Source organism: Legionella qingyii (assembly GCF_003184185.1).
This window is the reverse complement of sequence record NZ_QHJG01000008.1, coordinates 230,666-249,774: the sequence shown is the minus strand read 5'-3', so window position 1 is coordinate 249,774 and position 19,109 is coordinate 230,666. Positions and strand designations below refer to the sequence as shown.

The following is a 19,109-nucleotide window of genomic DNA, read 5'->3' as shown; positions in this document are numbered from 1 at the left end:
AGGTCTCCTCATGTGAAAGTAGGTCATCGCCAGGGTTTTATTCTTGAAAAGCGGCTTTACGGCCGCTTTTTTTTCTTAAAAAAGCGCTCATTTTTGCGTCGTTGATATTTCGTTTAGTACTGATTTGTATGCTAAGTCAGATATGTATATTTTTTCTTTGAATGCCCAAGAAGAAATTTCTATTAGCGCTTCGATATTGAAAATTCTTCCGAATCAGGATGCAAATTACTGTTTACAATTTGGGGCTAAGGGAGTAATTGAACCGTTAACCCACTTAAGTATTATATTAGATCTAAATCAGGTCCCCTTGATTAATAAATTGTCAGTGTCTTGTGTTTGGTTTGAGTGCTGTCGAGAAATTTCATTATTCTAAAGAAGATAATCTATCGTTACCATTATATTTTCTCCTTATGTAGGTTAACGGTTCTATTATTTCCTTAGCCCCGAGATGAAGAAGTGGATATTTAGTTTGAAAATACAAACTAGCTGAAGGAATGATTGATTTGGTAATAATTATGCAAACTGATGAATTAAGTTTCATTCAGGCAAGAGCTAAAAATAATTCAAAAAAAGCTGAAGAAGTGCATTTGCTGATGGTTTAATTAAGGAACGAGGGCCGTAATTTTGAGAATGAACGATAAGCAAGTTGCTTTAATCACCGGAGCAGCATTTGGGATTGGTAAAGAAGCAGCAATTGAGTTTGCTAGAAATAATATTTCAGTTGTTATCGCCGATATTTCAGAAAAAGGCGAAGAAACGAGAGATTTTATTATTCAAAATGGTGGAAGCGCTGCTTATTTCAAATGTGATGTTAGTCAATATTGCGATCATCAATCTCTTATAAATAATGTTATCAAGGTCTATGGTCAATTAGATTATGCATTTAATAATGCCGGCATTGAACAAAAACCCGAAAAAATAGCTGATGTTACTGAAGAAACTTGGGAAAAACTGATTAATATTAATCTAAAAGGCGTCTGGCTTGCTTAAGGGATGCTTCCTGAGCCCCTTCATTTAAACTCATTTCATTATCGCCATGACGGAAAAAATGGAACCTAGGGGGGCAGGCTCTGGCCTATTAATCTTGTGCTATTAATCTTTGTTCTGGACAGCCGAAAGAGTCGGGCATGGGCCCGACATGAATTTTAATTGAGTATGAAATCCATTCTTTGCAGATAACTTGAATCAGATTCCTCGTTTCTTTTTTGCAAAAAGGATTGTGAAGCGTTATTTCCATTGCCAAAAAAAGAAAGTGAAGATTCTGCAACTCTTGGACTGGGCGTATCCTCTCTCATTGGTACCAATTCTGGAACTTCCGGACGAGTATCTGATGCTTCATGGCTACTTGTATAATCATCAAAATTATCATCGCTAAACCACCGATTTGTCAGTCTCTTCCTGACAGAAATAGCTGCTGGTTCCGCTTGAGTTTTAGGCGCGTCTTCATGGATGCTTTGGTTTTTAGTGTCAATTGCAGCTGGATTGAGTGAGGTTACTTGATCTAGATTATCTAATTGTTCTGCAAAATTAGATGGAGTTGCCCAAGGATCATTGATCAGAGATTTACCTCCTGCCTCTAATAAGTGTCCTGTAAGCGTAACACAGTTATATACTTCTGTATGTTTTGGATTTCCTAATAAAATGCGGTGGATAAAGTCAGAAGCTTTTACTCCGGGTAGAAGTTGGTAACACACTTCGCCTGTATCAAATCCATTTTTTATCCGAGTAAACTCATTTATCATTTTTTGTTTATCAAGCCCATGTACTACAAATACTTTATCAGGTTGTAAAGGTACAATCTCAAAGGGCTCCATTAGATTTGCAAAATCCTCTGTTGGTCTAATTGCTTCTTGCAGGCAATCATCTTCTAGTTTTGTCGCTGAAGTGGCTTTTAATGGCCATATTGACGTAAGTCCTCCAGCAGGGGTTGATTTGGGCCAGATACTCAAATAATGTCCTGGATTATCGCTAAATTTCATTGAAACATGGCCAAGGCTATTCAATCCAGTGGACCAAACAAAAATGGTGACTGAATCATCCTCCTGCGGATTTTCTAATTGGATTGGTTTTGTATAGGTGTTTTCCTTTTTACTGCGCATAAAGGATTCCTCCCTTTATTGGTTATTTAAACAGCAAACCAAATTAATGCTGTTGATGCGAAGAACATCTTAGTTAAATGGATTGTATGGAACAATGGAATTGGTTACAAGGCATGCCTTAATGAAAACGATTAAAGACATCTACTAGCACAAAACATAACGCCCTCTAAAGGGCGTCAGATTTTAATTGAGCCATATAAGCCTTTTAATTCACCATGGAATCGTATCTTGAACAGTAGTCCAAATCAGATTCTTCTTCCCTTTGTGCAGTAATCGATTCTGTACTAAAAAAGGACTCAGAGCATTCTGAAGCTTTTGGAGAAGTTCTATCCTCATTGCGAAACTCTAAATCAGATGTTGATTCTTGTTCTGTTGATGATATTTCTACCTGCACTTCTACTTCTACTTTCTCAGGCTCATCGGTAAACCCACTATGATGAGAGGACCAATCATAATTGTAGTTACAAGAGCTTTGAGCCGTTGGCTCTGTGCTGTATTGAGTTTCGTTCGGAGTAAAAAAGCCTATTACCGAATTAAACATGCGTGTAAACAAACCAGGATTTTCCTCAGTAGAGATCGTTTGACTTTGTTCTGGAACTTCTTCGATACATTCCAAACTTTGCTCTTTAGCTGAATCTGTTTTTGCTATATTTTCACATAGGGAAGCAAAATGACTATTAATGCTGGATGGGGTAGGAAAGGACATTATGCCAGAGGGCCTCTTCATACCACCTGCTTCTAGGATTCTACTCACTGCTTCGGCACAATTAATTACTTCAACAGTTGAAATTTCATACTCCATGAGATTTCTATCACACACCTTAAGGCCTAGCAACATATTGGTGGTTGAAGTATTACTGTTCAAAATTGCGGTTGTAGTTTGTGTTATTGAGCACGGTGTTAAGCTAAAGGAAGCGCGGCCTGAATTCATTAATTCGTATAAGTTTTCTATCTCTTCCATAGCCGCATCCATATTCTCTATTTTGTCAGTAATATCGTAAGTAGCATGAATAGGACTGTCCGAGCTAGATGGGGAACTATGATTTACTGCTTTAGTAGGAAAAACGTACATCGATGAAATTGCAAGTGGTGTTAGTACAGATAACTTATCATTTGGATAAACACTAATCACGCGTGTTCTACCCTCATGAGTAGCTTCTATTGAAACATGGCCGGTACCACCCACTTCGGGATGCTTGTGATAATTTACCACTATTTTTGAAGTAGTTTGGACACTTTCGATTTCATTTTTAGTTTGCATAATACACCATGATTCTCTGCTGAGCACAATGTATTATAAATGATCAAAATTAAGGGGGTATTAAGTGTTATCGCTCATATTCGAATCGCGAATTGCCTCAAATTAAAATTGTTACCAAACGCAAGGGGCGAATAAGTATGACAATCTTTATCTATATCATGTATTTCGGATTCATTTAATGAGGACTATACTTGTTTTATAGAATACAGAACCGATAAAATTAATATCAAAAGTTATGAGGAAATTTCATTTAGTAGAGGACAAAACGCCAACTCATGCTAATTTAGCTCGCTTTTTGAAAGCCGAGGGATGGAAGCCAAGCAAGTTTTCTGCGCTGGCGTCGGTGAATGAGGAATGGCTCCATTTTTCACCGCTGATTAGCCAAACCTTGGAGTATAAGCATCTGCTTGCCGCTTTTCTACAAGCAAATCAGCTTGACTATTTGATGCCGGAGACTTTTTATATCGATGATGAGATTTGGCCTAGTGTTTTGACGAATATCAGTAACTCACATCCTGCCAACACGCCTTGGATATTAAAACCATCCATGTTAAATAATGGACAACATATTCATATATTTCATGACTTAAACGCCATTGAGGCACATTTTCTTTCTCATCAGCGCATGGGAGGCCCCCAAGTTTTGCAACGTTATATTGTTAAACCTCAATTAATTCAGGGACCCATCTTTGGGCATAAATTTTCAATTCGAGAGTTGGTCGTGGTATCTACACATGTTGGTTCAGCCCTTTTTCCTAGCGGCTATTTGAATATTGCATTAAAACCTTATCAAGAAGATAATTTCAACCTACTGGAAGCTCATCTTACCAATGAACATCTGAGTGATGAACGGCTGAATGTAGTGCAACGCTTAAGCGATGAGATAGCAATTTTTCAACCCTACAAGATGAATATTATTTCCATCTGCCAACTTTTGGTCAATGCATTGAAAAATCAATTTGCCACTGTTTGGGAAGATAGCCAACCTCGAATTGCTTGTTTTGGTTTTGATTTTATGGTTGAAGCAGAGGGGAATAAACTTTGGCTGCTAGAAGTAAATCATGGACCTTGTTTTCCTGTTGATGATTCACATCCTTTATTTAATTGTTTGTATCGTCCTTTTTGGCAACAATTAATCAAACAGTTTATTGATAGGGAACCGTCAGATTTTATTGCATTGGATTAAGGCAATCACCATACAGACAAGAGCCCCTTAAAGAGGCTCAGTAAGAAGAAAAAACATAAGTTTGTCCATTAACATCCACCAAACAATAATCACTTAAAAAAGATCACGAGTAAAAGACTCATAATCAAAATAACAGATCAAAATATATTGTTACTGTTGCTGATGAATAAACAGATTTTTTTCAAGCTCAATGTCCTTATCACTGATTTTATTTCCACACCCCTCATTAATTGATTTTATTTAATTCAACTTGATTTGTTGTGCTACACTTAAAGAATGTTTTTATAAATAGGAACGAACTACAAGATCTTTCTTAATTATTTCAAGCTTGTTATAGAATTGAAAAAAATACTTCTGGCTGTTGCAAAAATAAAGATGTTCAATCATCGTTAAAGTGACCTCAAAAGTTCAAAAAAAATCTAGTCTATTTCAAATGGTTTCATGTTTATGGTGAGGTGTGATCCTCCATTATTCGAGACTTTATTTTTAATTCAAGAGAACGTGAGGCATTATGATTTCTCAAATCGCTTTTTTATTAAACCAAGTATTAGAAAATCAATATTCAACTTCAAACAAGTACATAGGGCAAAAAGAAATTACCCCTACTGATCAAATAGATATAGAAATCAAAAAACTAACCCAGGCCGATCCCAAATTAAGCAAAGATGTGATTAAGCTGGCTTTAAGAGCCTATAAAAAAGCTTTTGCGCAAGGCAAAGTTAAAAACACAATGTTAACTATTATCGACTTCTCTGTCCCATCCAATCAACATCGAATGTGGATTTTTGATATGCAGAAGGATACGTTAGTCCTTAAAACCTATGTTGCACATGGTCAGAATTCAGGAAACGGCCCTGTCCCCTATAAGTTTTCTAACGAAATAAGTGGTAAGCAATCAAGCCTCGGAACCTATATTACCGAAGGGACATACATTGGCCATAATGGTTATTCTTTAAACCTTGATGGCTTGGAAGAAGACTTAAACTCTAATGCTTACAAGCGACGGGTTGTAGTGCATGGGGCGTGGTATGTGGAACCCTCCTATATCAAAGAGGCTGGTCGTGCTGGATGTTCATGGGGCTGTCCTGCGGTTGCTGCAAGTCAGGCAAAATCCATAATCAATACTATAAAAGACGGATCAGTATTATTCGCCTATTTTCCAGATAGCTATTTTCTAAGTCACTCCAAATATGCCTTATGAGATGGGATTTAACAATTGATAGAATGTTCGTATTTTGGCGCAGATACACTCTGGTAACTCACCAGTTTATGAACTTGCTCAGATTGGAAAGCCTGCCATTAAGTAGGCATTTTCCGGATAGCAAACAAATCATCAATTATCTTATGGATGACGTAGGCACGGTGTTTACGAGCCAGGCATTTACCATGTCTATTCTGTTTTATTTGTCGATTAGCGAATTGTCTTAAAGGTTGTGTACGCATCTTCCTATCCGCAAAAATGTATTAAAAAATAAACGTCCTGTATATTGTTTAGTGTTAGTCGAACGGTTCACTCTCTTGAAACCCGGCTAAAGCCGTAACGCTCGAATAAGGGGAACAAATGAATCGTTGTAAGGCAAACGATCTTACCTGTACTGCTATAGTTTTTTGGGTGGTTTTTTCTCCTCGGATTATACACAAAGTAAATCGATGGTATTACCCAAAATTGGTGATCTTTTTTAATCACGTTAATGCACTTATACATAATAACAATAAATTACATGATAGCTGGATTTGTTTTTAACAATTATTTTATTGTTCGCTCTCATAAAAAACAGTTAGATGTTTTTTCTTTCATTGTATGATGATAAAATCCCTCACTTTTTATTAGCCAAAATAAATCATTATGTACAATAAAATTGATAGAGATGTAAGGAAATGGTTGCCTGCAAATGTGCAACCAGAGTTTGTTGAAAAAGTAAGTTTACAAGTAGTGTTCGAAAGACAGGAACGTGTTCTTAAAAATCCAAACTCTTATATTGACTATGGATACAGTTTTCCTGGGGTAAACCTTACCAAGCAGCTTTGCTTGGAGTCAGTTCGGGAATTTTATACTACACAAGGAATAAGACCCGTCGTTGCTGATTTGGGTGCTGGGTTTGGCACCATGACTTGGAAATTACTAGCAGCTGGCGCCCAAGTTGATGCTTTTGAAAAGCAAGTTCCTACTGCGAAAGAATTACAAAAGCGCCTCAATAGCATGGATAAGGAGTTATGGAGTGGTGAGGATCTAGAAGATATTCTTAGAGTCTACGCAAAAAATGCTCTTTCAGAGTTGGAAAATCCCGAATTTGAAAATCGTTATGATGTTATTTGGGTCTCGCAAATGTTACATTTCCTAACTCCTGGCGAGATGAATCAGCTAATACAGCAATTTCAGAAGATTCTCAAACCTGGAGGAATGATTTTTATTGAAATGAATTCCCCAGAAACATTCCAAAGCTTGGATCCGCTCAAATTAATCGAGCATTCTGTGGAAAACGCCAAGAAATTAAAATTTGAATATCCTGGATTTGTATGTGTTAATGCCGCTACATTAATTAACCGTAATACCTCCCAGATAGATGGTAAGATGGTTGTATCTGTATTTGATCAGGAACAAATGGTGGAAAAATCCATACCGATTGAGGGAAATGCCTATGGTTTGGGCTATATAGGTCATCCTGATAGCCATGATAATGAGCAGTATCTAGACCAATTCATGAAACCTGGATATCAATATTCAGTTAATCGTTTTTATCAGACGGCCAATTGGTTTGATGATGAAATTGCATTAGATGTTTTCGAAAAGGCTGGCTTTGAAACCGCTTGTTACTACTATGGCTCTGATGGGCAAAAATACTATACAAAATCCACGCTCAATGATAATGATGCTTTTGCCTTATCCATTTTTCTAAAAAAATCATCGCAGCTGGAGTTGGATGAAAAGCCAAAAGAGTTATCTGTAGTGTTAAAGTATGGAATTTTTAAAGCAAACCATCATGAATATCTTTTGGTTGAGGCGAAGCAATTTTGTAGGGACGATGCGCAATACGAATCGCTTTTAAAGGCTATTGAAAATAAGGATTATGCGCTAGCATTACGCAAAGCATCAGCTGGGGCCTGTCTTCCTCTTGTCCGATTACTGTTGAAATTTAGTAAAAAGTTGGCTTTTGATATAAATCAACCTTCCCCCTCTAATGGTTGGACAGCATTAGATTGGATCAGTAATACGGATGATAGGAACGTTCCGAATAAGAAAGAGATTATTGGTATTTTAGAACGATATGGTGCGCTTACAAATGATGCTTTGCAGTCATTAAGTACAACATCGGAAACTTTATAAACCATAAATCTCAATGTGAACTTATCTTGCCCATGCTCTGCGTGGGCAAGACTAGACGGCAATCGGTGCTTTAATTTACTCTTTTTCTTTGGTTCCTAGGATTGCACTTACCGTATTCTGGTAATGAAGAAATTTTGCCAAAGGCTTTGTTAAAAGGAGTACGTCTTTTCCTAGTTGCCTTAACTGGCCAACCTGAGAGGTTCGTCCATGATTGAGTAGGAAATCATGTTCAACTTGATACAATAACTCCCCCAGGTCCAACTCCGAAGAGTGATACTAATCTATGATAAGCATGAATTTCTGTATTTCTATTTTTTAAAAAGAATTATTTTTTAAGCACAGAGCGTAATCAAGCAGCGGCTCAAAATAAAAAGTAAAAATAGTGCGAGTCAAGACTGTTTTTTTATTTTTTATTTGTATAAGATAGCTGGGTTTAAATTCTTTTCCTCATCCTTTTTCTGTGGATATCTTTCTTATCAAATTATAAACGATTAATCAGTAAAATATTAAAAACCTTACCGTGTCTGAATTATATCAATTTTAAATTCCTTAATTTCATTTAAGTTATGCACATTTTCTGTGGATAAGTCTGTTTATAGTCTGTCAAACTCCTTGTAGAATTTAGAAGTTAATCAGATGATTCATCATTTACCAAGGTGCCTTTTCATTCATGCACAAGAAAAATAAAGCGGTACTACACTTTAAATAAACAGTGAGTATATGATGTGTGGCCGATTTGCTTATGTAGCTTCTTATGACAAGTTAAAATACCAATTTCATCTATCCAATTCGATTGAAATTGCCCCTCGATTTAATATTGCCCCAGGGGCTGAGGTGGTATGTCTTGTAGAAACGAATGCCCATGAAATTCAAAGCGTGTTATTGCGATGGGGGCTTATCCCTTCTTGGGCTAGAGACCGAACAAAAATTGGAAGTCTCATCAATGCACGTGCAGACACCCTTTTTGAAAAACCGGCCTTTCGTCAGCTAGTGAAATCCAAGCGTTGTTTAATGCCCATGAGCGGGTTTTATGAATGGCATCAGGAAGGAGAGGTAAAACAACCATATTTTTTTCAAAAAAAGAACCGTGATTTGTTGGCCGTTGCTGCTCTTTGGGACACCTGGCAACACAATAGCGAAGTGATTCATACGTGTTGCCTTATTACAACGGATGCCAATCCACTCATGGAGTCAGTGCATCATCGGATGCCTGTTATTTTAGATGAAGAGGCCCAAGCTATTTGGTTAAATAACTCCCAATATGACAAAGAGCAATTAATGGCGTTGATGAAACCTTATCCTTATGAGGATTTGGAAGGGTATCGAGTCACTACTTTAGTGAATAAGGCTGACTTTGATTATCCATTGGCAATGGAACCATTATCCAAATAAAAAAATTTGAAAGAAAATTTTCTTATTACTCTCTAAGACTTAGTATCATTTCTGTCTGTGTAGCTTTTAGGAGGGATTTACAGCTTATTTTTCCTTGTCTATGATATTTGTACGCAAATCAAAAAAAGAGTCATTATGTCACCACGAGGCGGAAAAAGAGCAGGGGCAGGGCGTCCTAGGGGGGAGCCTACCAAAGCAGTTCGTATTTCCCTATCTCAGCTTGCTGAATTAGAGCAACTCAAGAATCGTAAGATTTACCAATTGCCGGTATTCGCAAGTAAAATACAAGCTGGATTTCCTTCACCTGCCGATGATTACATAGAAGGATATCTCGATTTAAATACCAAATTCATTAAACATCCCTCAGCTACATTCGTTTTGCAAGCTACTGGGGATTCGATGGTGGATGCGGGTATTTTTTCAGGTGATTGGCTTTTAGTGGATAGAAGCATAGAACCTTCTGATGGACGAATTGTAATAGCGGCGGTCAATGGTGAACTTACCGTAAAACGCCTTTCCAAAACAAGAGGGAGGGTACAATTACTTCCTGCCAATCCTAAGTTTAACCCCATTGATATTACGGAGGAGGATGAAATGGTGATTTGGGGGGTAGTGACTTTAGTTCTTCATGAGCTTGCCTAACATGTTTGCCCTAGTTGACTGCAATAATTTTTATGCGAGCTGCGAACGATTGTTTCGTCCTGACTTAAAAGATGTTCCCATCGTGGTTTTATCCAATAACGATGGATGTTGCATTGCGCGCTCGAATGAGGCCAAGGCATTAGGAATTGCTATGGGTGAGCCTTATTTTAAAATTAAAGATTTGTGCAAACAGCATGGAGTAAAGGCCTTTTCCTCGAATTACACCCTTTATGGCAACATCAGTCATCGAGTGATGTGTACTATTGAAGAAAGTTGGCCGCATTTGGAAATCTATTCCATTGATGAAGCCTTTCTTGATTTAAGTAGCTTACCGGCCTATAGCCATGATTCCTTTTGTAAGCAGCTACAGAAGAAAATCCTAAAGCACACAGGAATACCTACCTCTATAGGGATTGGACCCACTAAAACATTAGCGAAGGCGGCCAATTATCTTTCTAAAAAGGTCTTTAAGATACCGGTATTTAATATCACATCAAATCGTGAGCAATTATTAAAGCAAATTTCAGTAGGGGAGGTATGGGGGGTAGGGCGGCAATGGGAAAATAAATTAATCGCACGAGGTATTCATACTGCCTATGATTTGGCAATGACCAATCCTCATCTTTTGAAGAAGAGTTTTAATGTTGTTTTGATGCGTACCGCGCTTGAGCTTCAAGGAATTGCCTGTGGTGCTTTAGAAGACGTCGAGCCGAAACAAAATATCATGTCATCCAAAAGTTTTGGGCAGATGCAAACACAACGTTCCTCGATTGCTGAATCAGTAAGTAGTCATTGTGCACGTGCGGTGGAGAAAATGCGTCACCAAGATTTGTTGGCGCAACGCATTGCTGTTTTTGTACATACCAATCGGTTTCGTGAGGATTTGGCCCAGCATTTTCAATCCATAGAATTTCGATTGATTAATCCAACGGATGATTTGCGATTAATTACTAAAATCGCCAAGCGATGTCTTCATCGTATTTTTAAACCAGGATATTACTATAAAAAAGCAGGAGTAAGTCTTCTTGATTTGACTCCTAAGAATCCACGACAATTGGACATCTTTGATCAGCCGAGCGATGAGTATTTACATCATACGGAGCAATTGATGAGTGTGTTGGATCAAATCAATCAAAAGTATGGAAGAAGCACGATTCGACTCGCAGCTGAAGGATATTCAAAACCTTGGGCTATGCGAGCAGAGCTTAAATCACCTGCTTATACCACGCGATGGTCTGATGTTCCTCAAGTTCGTTTGTATTGAAAGGATGTATAATGAATGAACTAAAGAGGAGCCCAATAAGAAAAATTATTCATATTGATATGGATTGTTTTTATGCCGCAATCGAAATGCGCGATTTTCCTGAGCTTGCCAATAAACCCATCGCGGTAGGAGGGGCTGCTGATCGAAGAGGGGTTATTGCTACGTGCAATTATGCGGCACGAGCTTATGGGGTACGTTCAGCCATGCCCACAGCACAAGCACTAAAGTTATGTCGCCACCTCATCTTACGGCCTGTCCGCATGGAAGTTTATCGAAGCGAAAGTCAATACATTAGGGCCTTATTCGAAGAGTATACCGATTTGATTGAACCTTTATCTTTGGATGAGGCCTATCTTGACGTGACGAATTCTACCAATTGTAAAGGGAGTGCGACCTGGATGGCACAAGAAATTCGCGAGCGAATTTATCAGACACGACAATTGACTGCGAGTGCAGGAATTGCGCCAAATAAAAGCTTGGCAAAAATTGCCAGTGATTGGCATAAACCCAATGGGCAAAAGGTGATTAAGCCAGAAGAAGTGGCTTCATTTATGATTGATTTACCGGTGCGCAAATTATTTGGTGTGGGTCCTAAAATGGAAGAAAAACTAAACTCTTTGAATATTAAAACATGTGGCGATGTACAACGCCATTCAGTGGACTATTTATTTAATGAGTTTGGCGTTATGGGGCAGAGACTTTATGATTTAGCCCGTGGAGTTGATGAGCGTCCAGTTAATCCTGAGCGTATTCGAAAATCAATAAGTGTTGAAGAAACCTATTTACACGATTTACTCGATGTAGAATCTTGTTTTGCTGCGCTACCCGAATTAATGGTTCGTCTTGAAACACGAATCCAACGTGCGGGAGACATTTTCGGGATACACACTCTTTTTGTTAAATTAAAATTTAATGATTTTCAGCAAACCACTGTTGAATGTGTGCATGATCATCTCGATGTAAATATTTTATGCCAACTTATCCATGAAGGATTTTTGAGAAAACGTATGCCAGTAAGATTGTTAGGCATAGGAATCAAATTGAAGCAGGAGAGGATCCATGAGGGAATTCAACTCGAATTAAACTTAGATGAGAGTCAATTAGATAATTAGGATTTATTGGTTATTTCAAATTTCATAATCTCTTTATTCCAATAATTGAGCATTCCTGTATTGCTCATCCCGCATTTGATTAATACATTTTGTGACGAGGTATTTCCAGGATGTACTACAGCAATTAGTTTTTGTAAGTTGAGCTTTTGAAATGCAAATTGAATTAGAGATGTGGTAATTTCTGTGGCGTACCCGTTTCCCCAGTATTTAGGTAATAAAGCATAAGCGAGTTCAACCTCGGGTTGATTGTCGTCATAATTGAGGTGGATCAGACCTGCTCGACCGATAAATTCATGTGAGTTTTTAGTATAAACCGAGCCTAAACTAAATTGATGTTTATGATAATGATGAATTGCTTTTTCTAATCCAAGCTTCACTTCATTTTTGTCACGTACCCCATTACCTATAAAACTCATTACTTCAGAATTTGATTGGAGTTGATACAGATTATCAAAATCATTAAGCGTTGGTTCCTGAATAATTAGCCTGGATGTAGTGAATAATACATTCATTGGATTTTCAAGAACCATGATTTCTCCTATTCGATTGTATATCAGTACACATGTTGGCAATGAGGATGTATATTCTATCCTCTCATCTTGATGCACTTTATTTACTTGATTTATGAAGGTGTTACCTCCTCCTTTTAAATTCAATTTAGAGCCTGATAATTCAGGAAAACATTGAGTTGAAGTAACTGAGGTTTCAAGCATTTCAATACCAAAATTTAAGTAATGAATGGTTCGAATCTCACTATTTACCAGCCCTTGTATGCTATGTAAATAAGTAGTTATCAAAATCTTTAATTTCCTGATATTGAATTTTAATTCCAATAGATGTGGCATAGTCTCTTAGTTTTTTTCCAAATCATTGATAATCACTTTAGAAGGAATACTATCAAGAACATCTCCAAAGCAATTACTTCTATCCATTCCTGAAAAGGAATTTTGTTCAACATACATTGCGTGATTGCGAATAGGAACCTCATATTTTTGAAACATGAGAATTTCCTTTTCTGGAAACTGTAGTTTTAATTGTATTGCACCTAAAAGACCAATTGTCAATACACCCTCTAGAGTAGAGTGAATCCGAGATAAAAAGATTTGGTTATTCTCCTGATTTTGAGCAAAATCACTAAAATGATGACCGGCATTAAGGCCTTTCATTTAGCACAAGCAACCTTATCATGGGTTCAGATACACCACATACTGAGAAAAAAATCAGTGGCAACTAGAAAATATGACTCTTGTTGAACAATTCTATGAGTTAGCTGCTTAGCTACCCACAAAATAACTGCAATTACCAGCGGGAAAAATTTTTGCGACAAAACCATTCAAAAAACCAATGTTTCAAAATTGTAAAGCCTATGAAAAAATATCGTTAATTAATAGTTTGTTAATCATATTATCTTAAAATGCAATTGTTGGGCATAGTGATTATTTGGAGTTCATATTATGAAGAGTAATAAAGAGAAAACAATACAAGATGAAAAAATGGTAAAGGCTAGTACTGATTATCATATAGCTTCTTTCGTAAAAGAGACGAATCAAAAAAATGGACCAGGTCACGTATCAGTTGCAACTGTGAAACAACAAGAAGGAAAAACCAAGATAAATCATACAAGCTTCTTCCCCGGAGCAGTAGGCTCCCTTGTGAATGCAGTCACTTTTGGATCAGTACCGGTTGGGGGGCAGCTTGCTAATGATTATAAAGAAGACCTCGAAGAAGCTGATCATGTTTTTATCAAAAAATGCAGGCCAGAGGAATATAAAAATGGGGTACAAGCCCAGAAAAAATTCGAAGATGACGTTAAGAGTGGATCGCGCTATTACGCTGTTTTTGGTATTATAAATCCACTTTCTTCTCCTGTTGCTGCAGCTTATAGTGCTTATCAAAGCTCTCAATTAAGTAGAAAGAAATTTGAACAAACAAATGGGAATGCACCAAAAGAGGATATGTGCGGAATTGAAGTATATGACAACGACAGTCATGTTCAAAAAAAGATCGAGGTAGATAACTGTTGCAGTTCATCCACTCATATCTGTAACGCGGCTGGAGTTTCTGTATCGAACCCTCTCGTACCAACTTTTTTTCCCACGGAACTCAGACAGCAAGGATTTGAGAAAATCGATAAGGAAGAATTCAAATCTAGGTTTGTAAACAATAACAAAAAATAACTTTAGTTAGATGCTGATCTATTCGCCATTCAAGCTAAACAGCCCAAAATGGCGAATGCTATATACTAAAAAATGAATTAGGCGCCAAACAAACCATTATTGAAATCATGGTCCTTTATTTAAGGAGTCAGATAGTCCATTTGGCGATATGCCCCAAGGCAATTTTGATTTGACGATATGCTTACCACCACTATCCAAAATATCGCTAACCAGCACACTGCAATTCGTGGTTTGATTATCGCTCTCTGCATATTTTGATGAGAGCCTCCTATTTATTTCTACGTCAATTGGGTCCTGATTAATGAAAGAGGGCATATCCTTGAAAAATCCATTTAGATTTATGTTAGGGAATAGCTGATAACTTGTTTTACCTGTTTGAACAGTATCTTCAATTTTATGAATATGATTTAACATTGCTTCTGTATCGAGATTTTCTATTTTAAATGTTTGATCGGGAGGTAATGGTTCGGGGTTTTCTGTAGATAAATTAGGTCTGGAATCGAAATCATTAATATTACTTTTACCTCGGGAAATCGCTTCAGACTCCATATCCTCTGCTAGTGTCGTAGCAAGATGCGCAGGTAAGGGCAAAACAACAGTTGGACCCATCGAAGGAATACTATTGGGATGAATACTTATATACTCTCCCGGATCTTCTTCATTCATTTTGGGTTTGGAACCGCCTATTTGGATAGCTGCATGACCAGGACCTTGTGCAGTCATATTCCAAATATAGACCCAGGTACTTTGACTTTCTTTATAATTTGATGTTTCTTTTTGCTGTTTAAGGTGGGTAATATCAGAAACGCCATCATTACTTTCAGCCTTTTTAAAAGCTGACTTTAACCATTCAAACATACTGTTACCTCCGTTATATGATGACTAGACATCGCGGTTCTGTCTCACAATCGAGTTATTGTCCGCGAGTTTATGCTGTAAGTCCATAGGCCTGTTCAAAAATAGTTTGGTTGACGGATTGGTTATGCTGTTTTAGCTGAATCCTTGCTAGCGTGACGTGGTCCAACAGATTTTGACAACCGGTGAAGAGATAATGTCCTTAACTGGATAAACTAATGGCAGTAAGAAAGAAATATTCAAACGAATTTAAACTTGATGCAGTAAGTCTGTTATAAGATCAGGGCTATGGTTGTGTCATCTAGTAGATCTAAATCATTGGCAAATTTCTTCATATAGATCGCGCCAAGGGCAATCCACTCGCATGCGATACACCATGGCCTCATAGAAGAATTGGTATGGTTGGAGAGCTATATTTCTTTATACTGTAGGTCCATTCTATATTAATTTAATGGTTTTTGATTTTATATTGATTGAATTGTTTGATTTTGGTACAATATATCCAATTTCGAGTGGGCTTCAGGATTCAACCTGAATTGAAACTTGAAATACAACGACTTATCTTCTCCCCTAAGGATAGTTGGAGAACTGATTATTCTAGTTTTAATAAATAAACGGGTTTGTCGCTGAGATAAAGGTCAGGAATAAATAAATTCAGGTTTGTTTACTCCTTAAGATTTTAATTCAGTGATAAAACGACTCGTTTTAATCCATCAAGTCTTACTTTATCTCCTGTTAAAACAAATTCCACTGCTCGTGCAGCAGTAATTTTAAATTTTTTCTAAGGAGTATTGACTATGGCAATAATGAAACATGAATCAATAAAACCATCCCCTACGGTTGAAGGAATGAGCAGTGCTTGGCTCACCATTCGCGTTGTAAATAATGATGTATACCAATTCAATATGGGGTTAAATGAAATTTCAGCTGTTGTTGATACTTATGTTTCTATCGAGGAATTTAGTAAAAATCCATTTCAAGCTATTGAACAGGCGATTAATCAACAGTCCAAAATCAGCCCCGTTTTATTTACTAAAAAAATGGAACGTACCAGTGCCTGTGGCCAAGAACAAACTTCTGTATCCATGGATATATATCTTGCGACTTATATAGTAGAGGTTCAGTTTCCGTCATCTACTGTGAACAGCGCAAAGAAAAAGGAACGTACAGTTTATGAAAACGCATTTGAATTACCCAAAGGAATCCAAATTCAATCCAACCAGATAAAACGTATGGTTCTCGATGTATTGGGATTAGAGCGTCATTTAATTGTTGCTCTTAACAAAACAAGTAAAAATTTGGAACGACATGAAATTTGTCTTTTCAAAGAAAATGACACCTGGTTTTATCGCTTATCTGGAGAAGAGCAAGCCTATATATTACCTAATATATTTGAGGAATCTTATCAACGATCCATCTATGATAGTTTAGATGTGTATGCAAGGAAGTTACCCGTTCGTACACCTCAATGGATAGATCTATGTAACGGAAAATATGGAGAATTGGCTATGGCACTTACCCTGGAAGTATTCAAGGTGATGGCTTCTGCAGGGCATATTCCCAAGGATTTCGGACTGGATTATCATTTCCCCTTGGTGTTAGACCGGACTGATCCTACCAATCTGGCAATGATGTTAATACAAGGTTCCATGCAGCAAGAATCTAACTTATCCAAATTGCCTGCAGACCTAATCAATAGAATTTTTGCAGACTCTGTTGATAAAAAACCAGAAGAGGTCAGCGCTTACATAAACAAAGTAAATGAATCCGTTAAGAATATCTATACTGCTAGTATTGCCCCCCAACTGATTTGCAAAGGAAGCTGGAACAATACTCCAAGCATCAGTATTTCTTGTCCCAATGATCCAACACTTATTGATAAATTTTATCAATCGAGCCTGCAGTCTTTCCACCACATGGTGAATCTTGATCCGAAAAATCATCAAATTATCATGAAATGCTCCAAAGGCCTTGGCGATCAGGGTGTTTATTTAGCCAATGAGGGACATGAACTGGCTATTGCTTTTGCATCTCAGGAAGAACGTGACAGCTGGGCTGAATTAATGGGTTTTCAGCATGATTATTACAATCAAGGAATTGGAATCTGGGCTGATCATCCTCAATGCATCTACTTCACGAGCAGGTTTTTCCTGATTCAGGAATTAAAACAATACATTCAGGAAAAATACCAAAAAACGGAAGCCATCGTGCAAGCACTTGATACCCTCTCAGCTGAACCTAGCAGCATTCTTACGAGATTCAGTCTCTTTGTGCAGCAATTTTATAGTAATGAACAAGAGGAAATGAAATCAAACCTGAAATGCTGCAACCAGCAAATTTTAGCTGCAAAACTATTAATTGATGTTCTAAATAATAAAAGTGATGTTGACGGGTTAAGGGAGAAATATCCTGCTTATGTTTCAATCATGGAACACGATGAAGTGCTTCATGGTATTCTGGCGCAAATTGAGGAGAACAGTTCTGCACCACAACCAATGTAACATACACACACTGATTGAGTTTAATTCAGCCATATTAATCCATAATATGGCTGAATCAATAATGATCAAAAGCGTTTTTGGCTTCGTTTTATAGATATAAATTTAAATGAATACGGCGAGCAGCAAGTCCAATAAGAGCAATAACACAAAAGCACGCCCCCATATAAAATGTAAAAGAAGGGTTTGAGTATTCCCACAAAAATCCAGCAAGCATACTCGCCACGAGCATCATTAACCCACTTGCTAAATTAAAAAAACCATAAGCTGTTCCACGCAAATCTATAGGTGAGGCGTCAGCTACCATAGCTGCCAATAAACCTTGAGTCATACCCATGTGAATCCCCCAAAGAGAAGCACCTACCATAACAGCTGTCCATTGATTTATTGCAAGCAGTATATCGGCAACAATTAAAACCATTATGCCTATCATTAACAGTTTAGAATGGCTCATGTGATCAGCCAGCTTTCCGAATGGATAGGCAGAAATAGCATAAGTGAAATTCATGATAACCATGATAAAAGGTGCTGCAGAAATTGGCATTCCAACATTCATTGCGCGTAGCACTAGAAACGCTTCACTAAAACGAGCAAGGGTGAAAATTGCTCCAATTGCAACAAGCCACCAATAAGCCCTACCTAAGCGAGATAAATTTTGGCGTTGAAGTGGATTGAAGCGCTTCTCATTCTCCTTATGTATTTTGGGTTCGGTTACCCCAAAAATAAGTATTAAAACAGATAAGATTCCAGGAATGACCGCAACCCAGAATACAGCTCGGAAATTATTTGCAAAAAATAAAATCAATCCGGTTGCTAACAAAGGGCCGAGTACAGCACCTATTGTATCCAGTGCCTGGCGCAGCCCAAAGGAGCTGCCCCTTAGTTGATAAGGTGCAATATCAGCAACCAGTGCATCTCGAGGAGCGCCTCTGATTCCTTTTCCTATTCTATCGAATACCCGGGCAAATAAAACAACGCCACTAGTCGGTGACAATGCAAAAAGTGGTTTTGATAAAGCACCCAATGTATAACCAATAACAGCGAGAGTTTTCCGTTGGCCTAAATAATCACTCAATACACCTGAAAAAATTTTCACAATCAGGGCAGTGGATTCTCCTAGCCCCTCAATTACTCCAATTGCAAAAGTGCTTGCACCTAAAGTAGTAGTTAAAAACAATGGCAGTAAGCTATGAATAATTTCTGATGAAATATCCATTAGCATACTGACAAATCCTAAAATCCAGATGCTTATCGGTATTTTTGATACAATTGAATTTGACTTATTGTTCATGGTGGGT

The 19,109-nt window shown here is 37.5% G+C and carries 16 protein-coding genes and 1 pseudogene; 10 read left to right on the top strand and 7 right to left on the bottom strand.

Going from position 1 to position 19,109, the window contains the following annotated elements; all coding sequences use genetic code 11:
* The first annotated feature begins 630 nt into the window (after positions 1-630).
* Positions 631-990, top strand: a complete 360-nt coding sequence (locus tag DGG96_RS07180) for an SDR family NAD(P)-dependent oxidoreductase (protein ID WP_110141356.1) — start codon at positions 631-633, stop codon at positions 988-990.
* Positions 991-1,145: 155 nt separating this feature from the next.
* Here DGG96_RS07180 and DGG96_RS07175 read toward each other — a convergent pair whose 3' ends face one another.
* Together DGG96_RS07175 and DGG96_RS07170 are read right to left on the bottom strand one after the other, a co-directional pair.
* On the bottom strand, positions 1,146-2,099 hold the full coding sequence (locus DGG96_RS07175; RefSeq protein WP_110141357.1) for a hypothetical protein: 954 nt from the start codon (positions 2,097-2,099) through the stop codon (positions 1,146-1,148).
* A 205-nt stretch (positions 2,100-2,304) separates the two neighbouring features.
* Positions 2,305-3,360, bottom strand: coding sequence for a hypothetical protein (locus tag DGG96_RS07170; protein WP_110141358.1), 1,056 nt, complete (start codon positions 3,358-3,360; stop codon positions 2,305-2,307).
* A 235-nt stretch (positions 3,361-3,595) separates the two neighbouring features.
* Between DGG96_RS07170 and DGG96_RS07165 the strand changes: the two genes are divergently transcribed.
* Positions 3,596-4,546 carry an ATP-grasp domain-containing protein gene (locus tag DGG96_RS07165; protein ID WP_110141359.1) on the top strand — a complete coding sequence of 317 codons (951 nt, stop codon included), beginning with the start codon at positions 3,596-3,598 and terminating at the stop codon, positions 4,544-4,546.
* A gap of 511 nt (positions 4,547-5,057) precedes the next feature.
* A complete protein-coding gene (locus tag DGG96_RS07160) occupies positions 5,058-5,747 on the top strand; it encodes a murein L,D-transpeptidase catalytic domain family protein (RefSeq protein ID WP_110141360.1) in 690 nt (229 codons plus the stop codon).
* 101 nt (positions 5,748-5,848) lie between these two features.
* Here DGG96_RS07160 and DGG96_RS21385 read toward each other — a convergent pair.
* A pseudogene (locus DGG96_RS21385) lies at positions 5,849-5,989 on the bottom strand (integrase); the annotation flags it as partial.
* Between the two features lie 403 nt (positions 5,990-6,392).
* Here DGG96_RS21385 and DGG96_RS07150 point away from each other — a divergent pair.
* The 5 genes from DGG96_RS07150 (at position 6,393) to dinB (ending at position 12,281) form a co-directional block, all read left to right on the top strand.
* Positions 6,393-7,871, top strand: coding sequence for a class I SAM-dependent methyltransferase (locus DGG96_RS07150; RefSeq protein ID WP_110141361.1), 1,479 nt, complete (start codon positions 6,393-6,395; stop codon positions 7,869-7,871).
* Between the two features lie 723 nt (positions 7,872-8,594).
* Complete coding sequence (locus DGG96_RS07145) at positions 8,595-9,263, top strand: SOS response-associated peptidase (RefSeq protein ID WP_110141362.1); 669 nt, start codon at positions 8,595-8,597, stop codon at positions 9,261-9,263.
* 135 nt (positions 9,264-9,398) lie between these two features.
* Complete coding sequence (locus DGG96_RS07140; protein WP_110141363.1) at positions 9,399-9,905, top strand: LexA family protein; 507 nt, start codon at positions 9,399-9,401, stop codon at positions 9,903-9,905.
* Positions 9,892-11,169, top strand: coding sequence for a Y-family DNA polymerase (locus DGG96_RS07135; protein WP_110141364.1), 1,278 nt, complete (start codon positions 9,892-9,894; stop codon positions 11,167-11,169). The genes DGG96_RS07140 and DGG96_RS07135 overlap by 14 nt, the downstream gene beginning before the upstream one ends.
* Positions 11,170-11,180: 11 nt before the next feature.
* A complete protein-coding gene (gene dinB / locus DGG96_RS07130; protein ID WP_110141365.1) occupies positions 11,181-12,281 on the top strand; it encodes a DNA polymerase IV in 1,101 nt (366 codons plus the stop codon).
* On the opposite strand, the gene DGG96_RS21165 is transcribed toward dinB, so the two are convergent.
* Together DGG96_RS21165 and DGG96_RS07115 are read right to left on the bottom strand one after the other, a co-directional pair.
* The gene (locus DGG96_RS21165; protein ID WP_240610424.1) at positions 12,278-13,126 is read right to left on the bottom strand and encodes a GNAT family N-acetyltransferase; all 849 of its coding nucleotides are present in this window, start codon (positions 13,124-13,126) and stop codon (positions 12,278-12,280) included. The two genes, dinB and DGG96_RS21165, sit on opposite strands and share 4 nt — an antisense overlap.
* 6 nt (positions 13,127-13,132) lie before the next feature.
* Complete coding sequence (locus tag DGG96_RS07115; protein ID WP_233590489.1) at positions 13,133-13,447, bottom strand: hypothetical protein; 315 nt, start codon at positions 13,445-13,447, stop codon at positions 13,133-13,135.
* Positions 13,448-13,735: 288 nt separating this feature from the next.
* On the opposite strand from DGG96_RS07115, the gene DGG96_RS07110 reads away from it, so the two are divergent.
* Positions 13,736-14,458, top strand: a complete 723-nt coding sequence (locus DGG96_RS07110) for a hypothetical protein (protein ID WP_110141366.1) — start codon at positions 13,736-13,738, stop codon at positions 14,456-14,458.
* A gap of 105 nt (positions 14,459-14,563) precedes the next feature.
* On the opposite strand, the gene DGG96_RS07105 is transcribed toward DGG96_RS07110, so the two are convergent.
* Positions 14,564-15,316, bottom strand: coding sequence for a hypothetical protein (locus tag DGG96_RS07105; RefSeq protein WP_110141367.1), 753 nt, complete (start codon positions 15,314-15,316; stop codon positions 14,564-14,566).
* 794 nt (positions 15,317-16,110) lie between these two features.
* Here DGG96_RS07105 and DGG96_RS07100 point away from each other — a divergent pair.
* Positions 16,111-17,814 (top strand): hypothetical protein, encoded by a 1,704-nt coding sequence (locus DGG96_RS07100; RefSeq protein ID WP_110141368.1) that lies wholly within the window; start codon positions 16,111-16,113, stop codon positions 17,812-17,814.
* Between the two features lie 88 nt (positions 17,815-17,902).
* On the opposite strand, the gene DGG96_RS07095 is transcribed toward DGG96_RS07100, so the two are convergent.
* Positions 17,903-19,102 (bottom strand): MFS transporter, encoded by a 1,200-nt coding sequence (locus tag DGG96_RS07095; RefSeq protein ID WP_110141369.1) that lies wholly within the window; start codon positions 19,100-19,102, stop codon positions 17,903-17,905.
* Between the last annotated feature and the right edge of the window lie 7 nt (positions 19,103-19,109).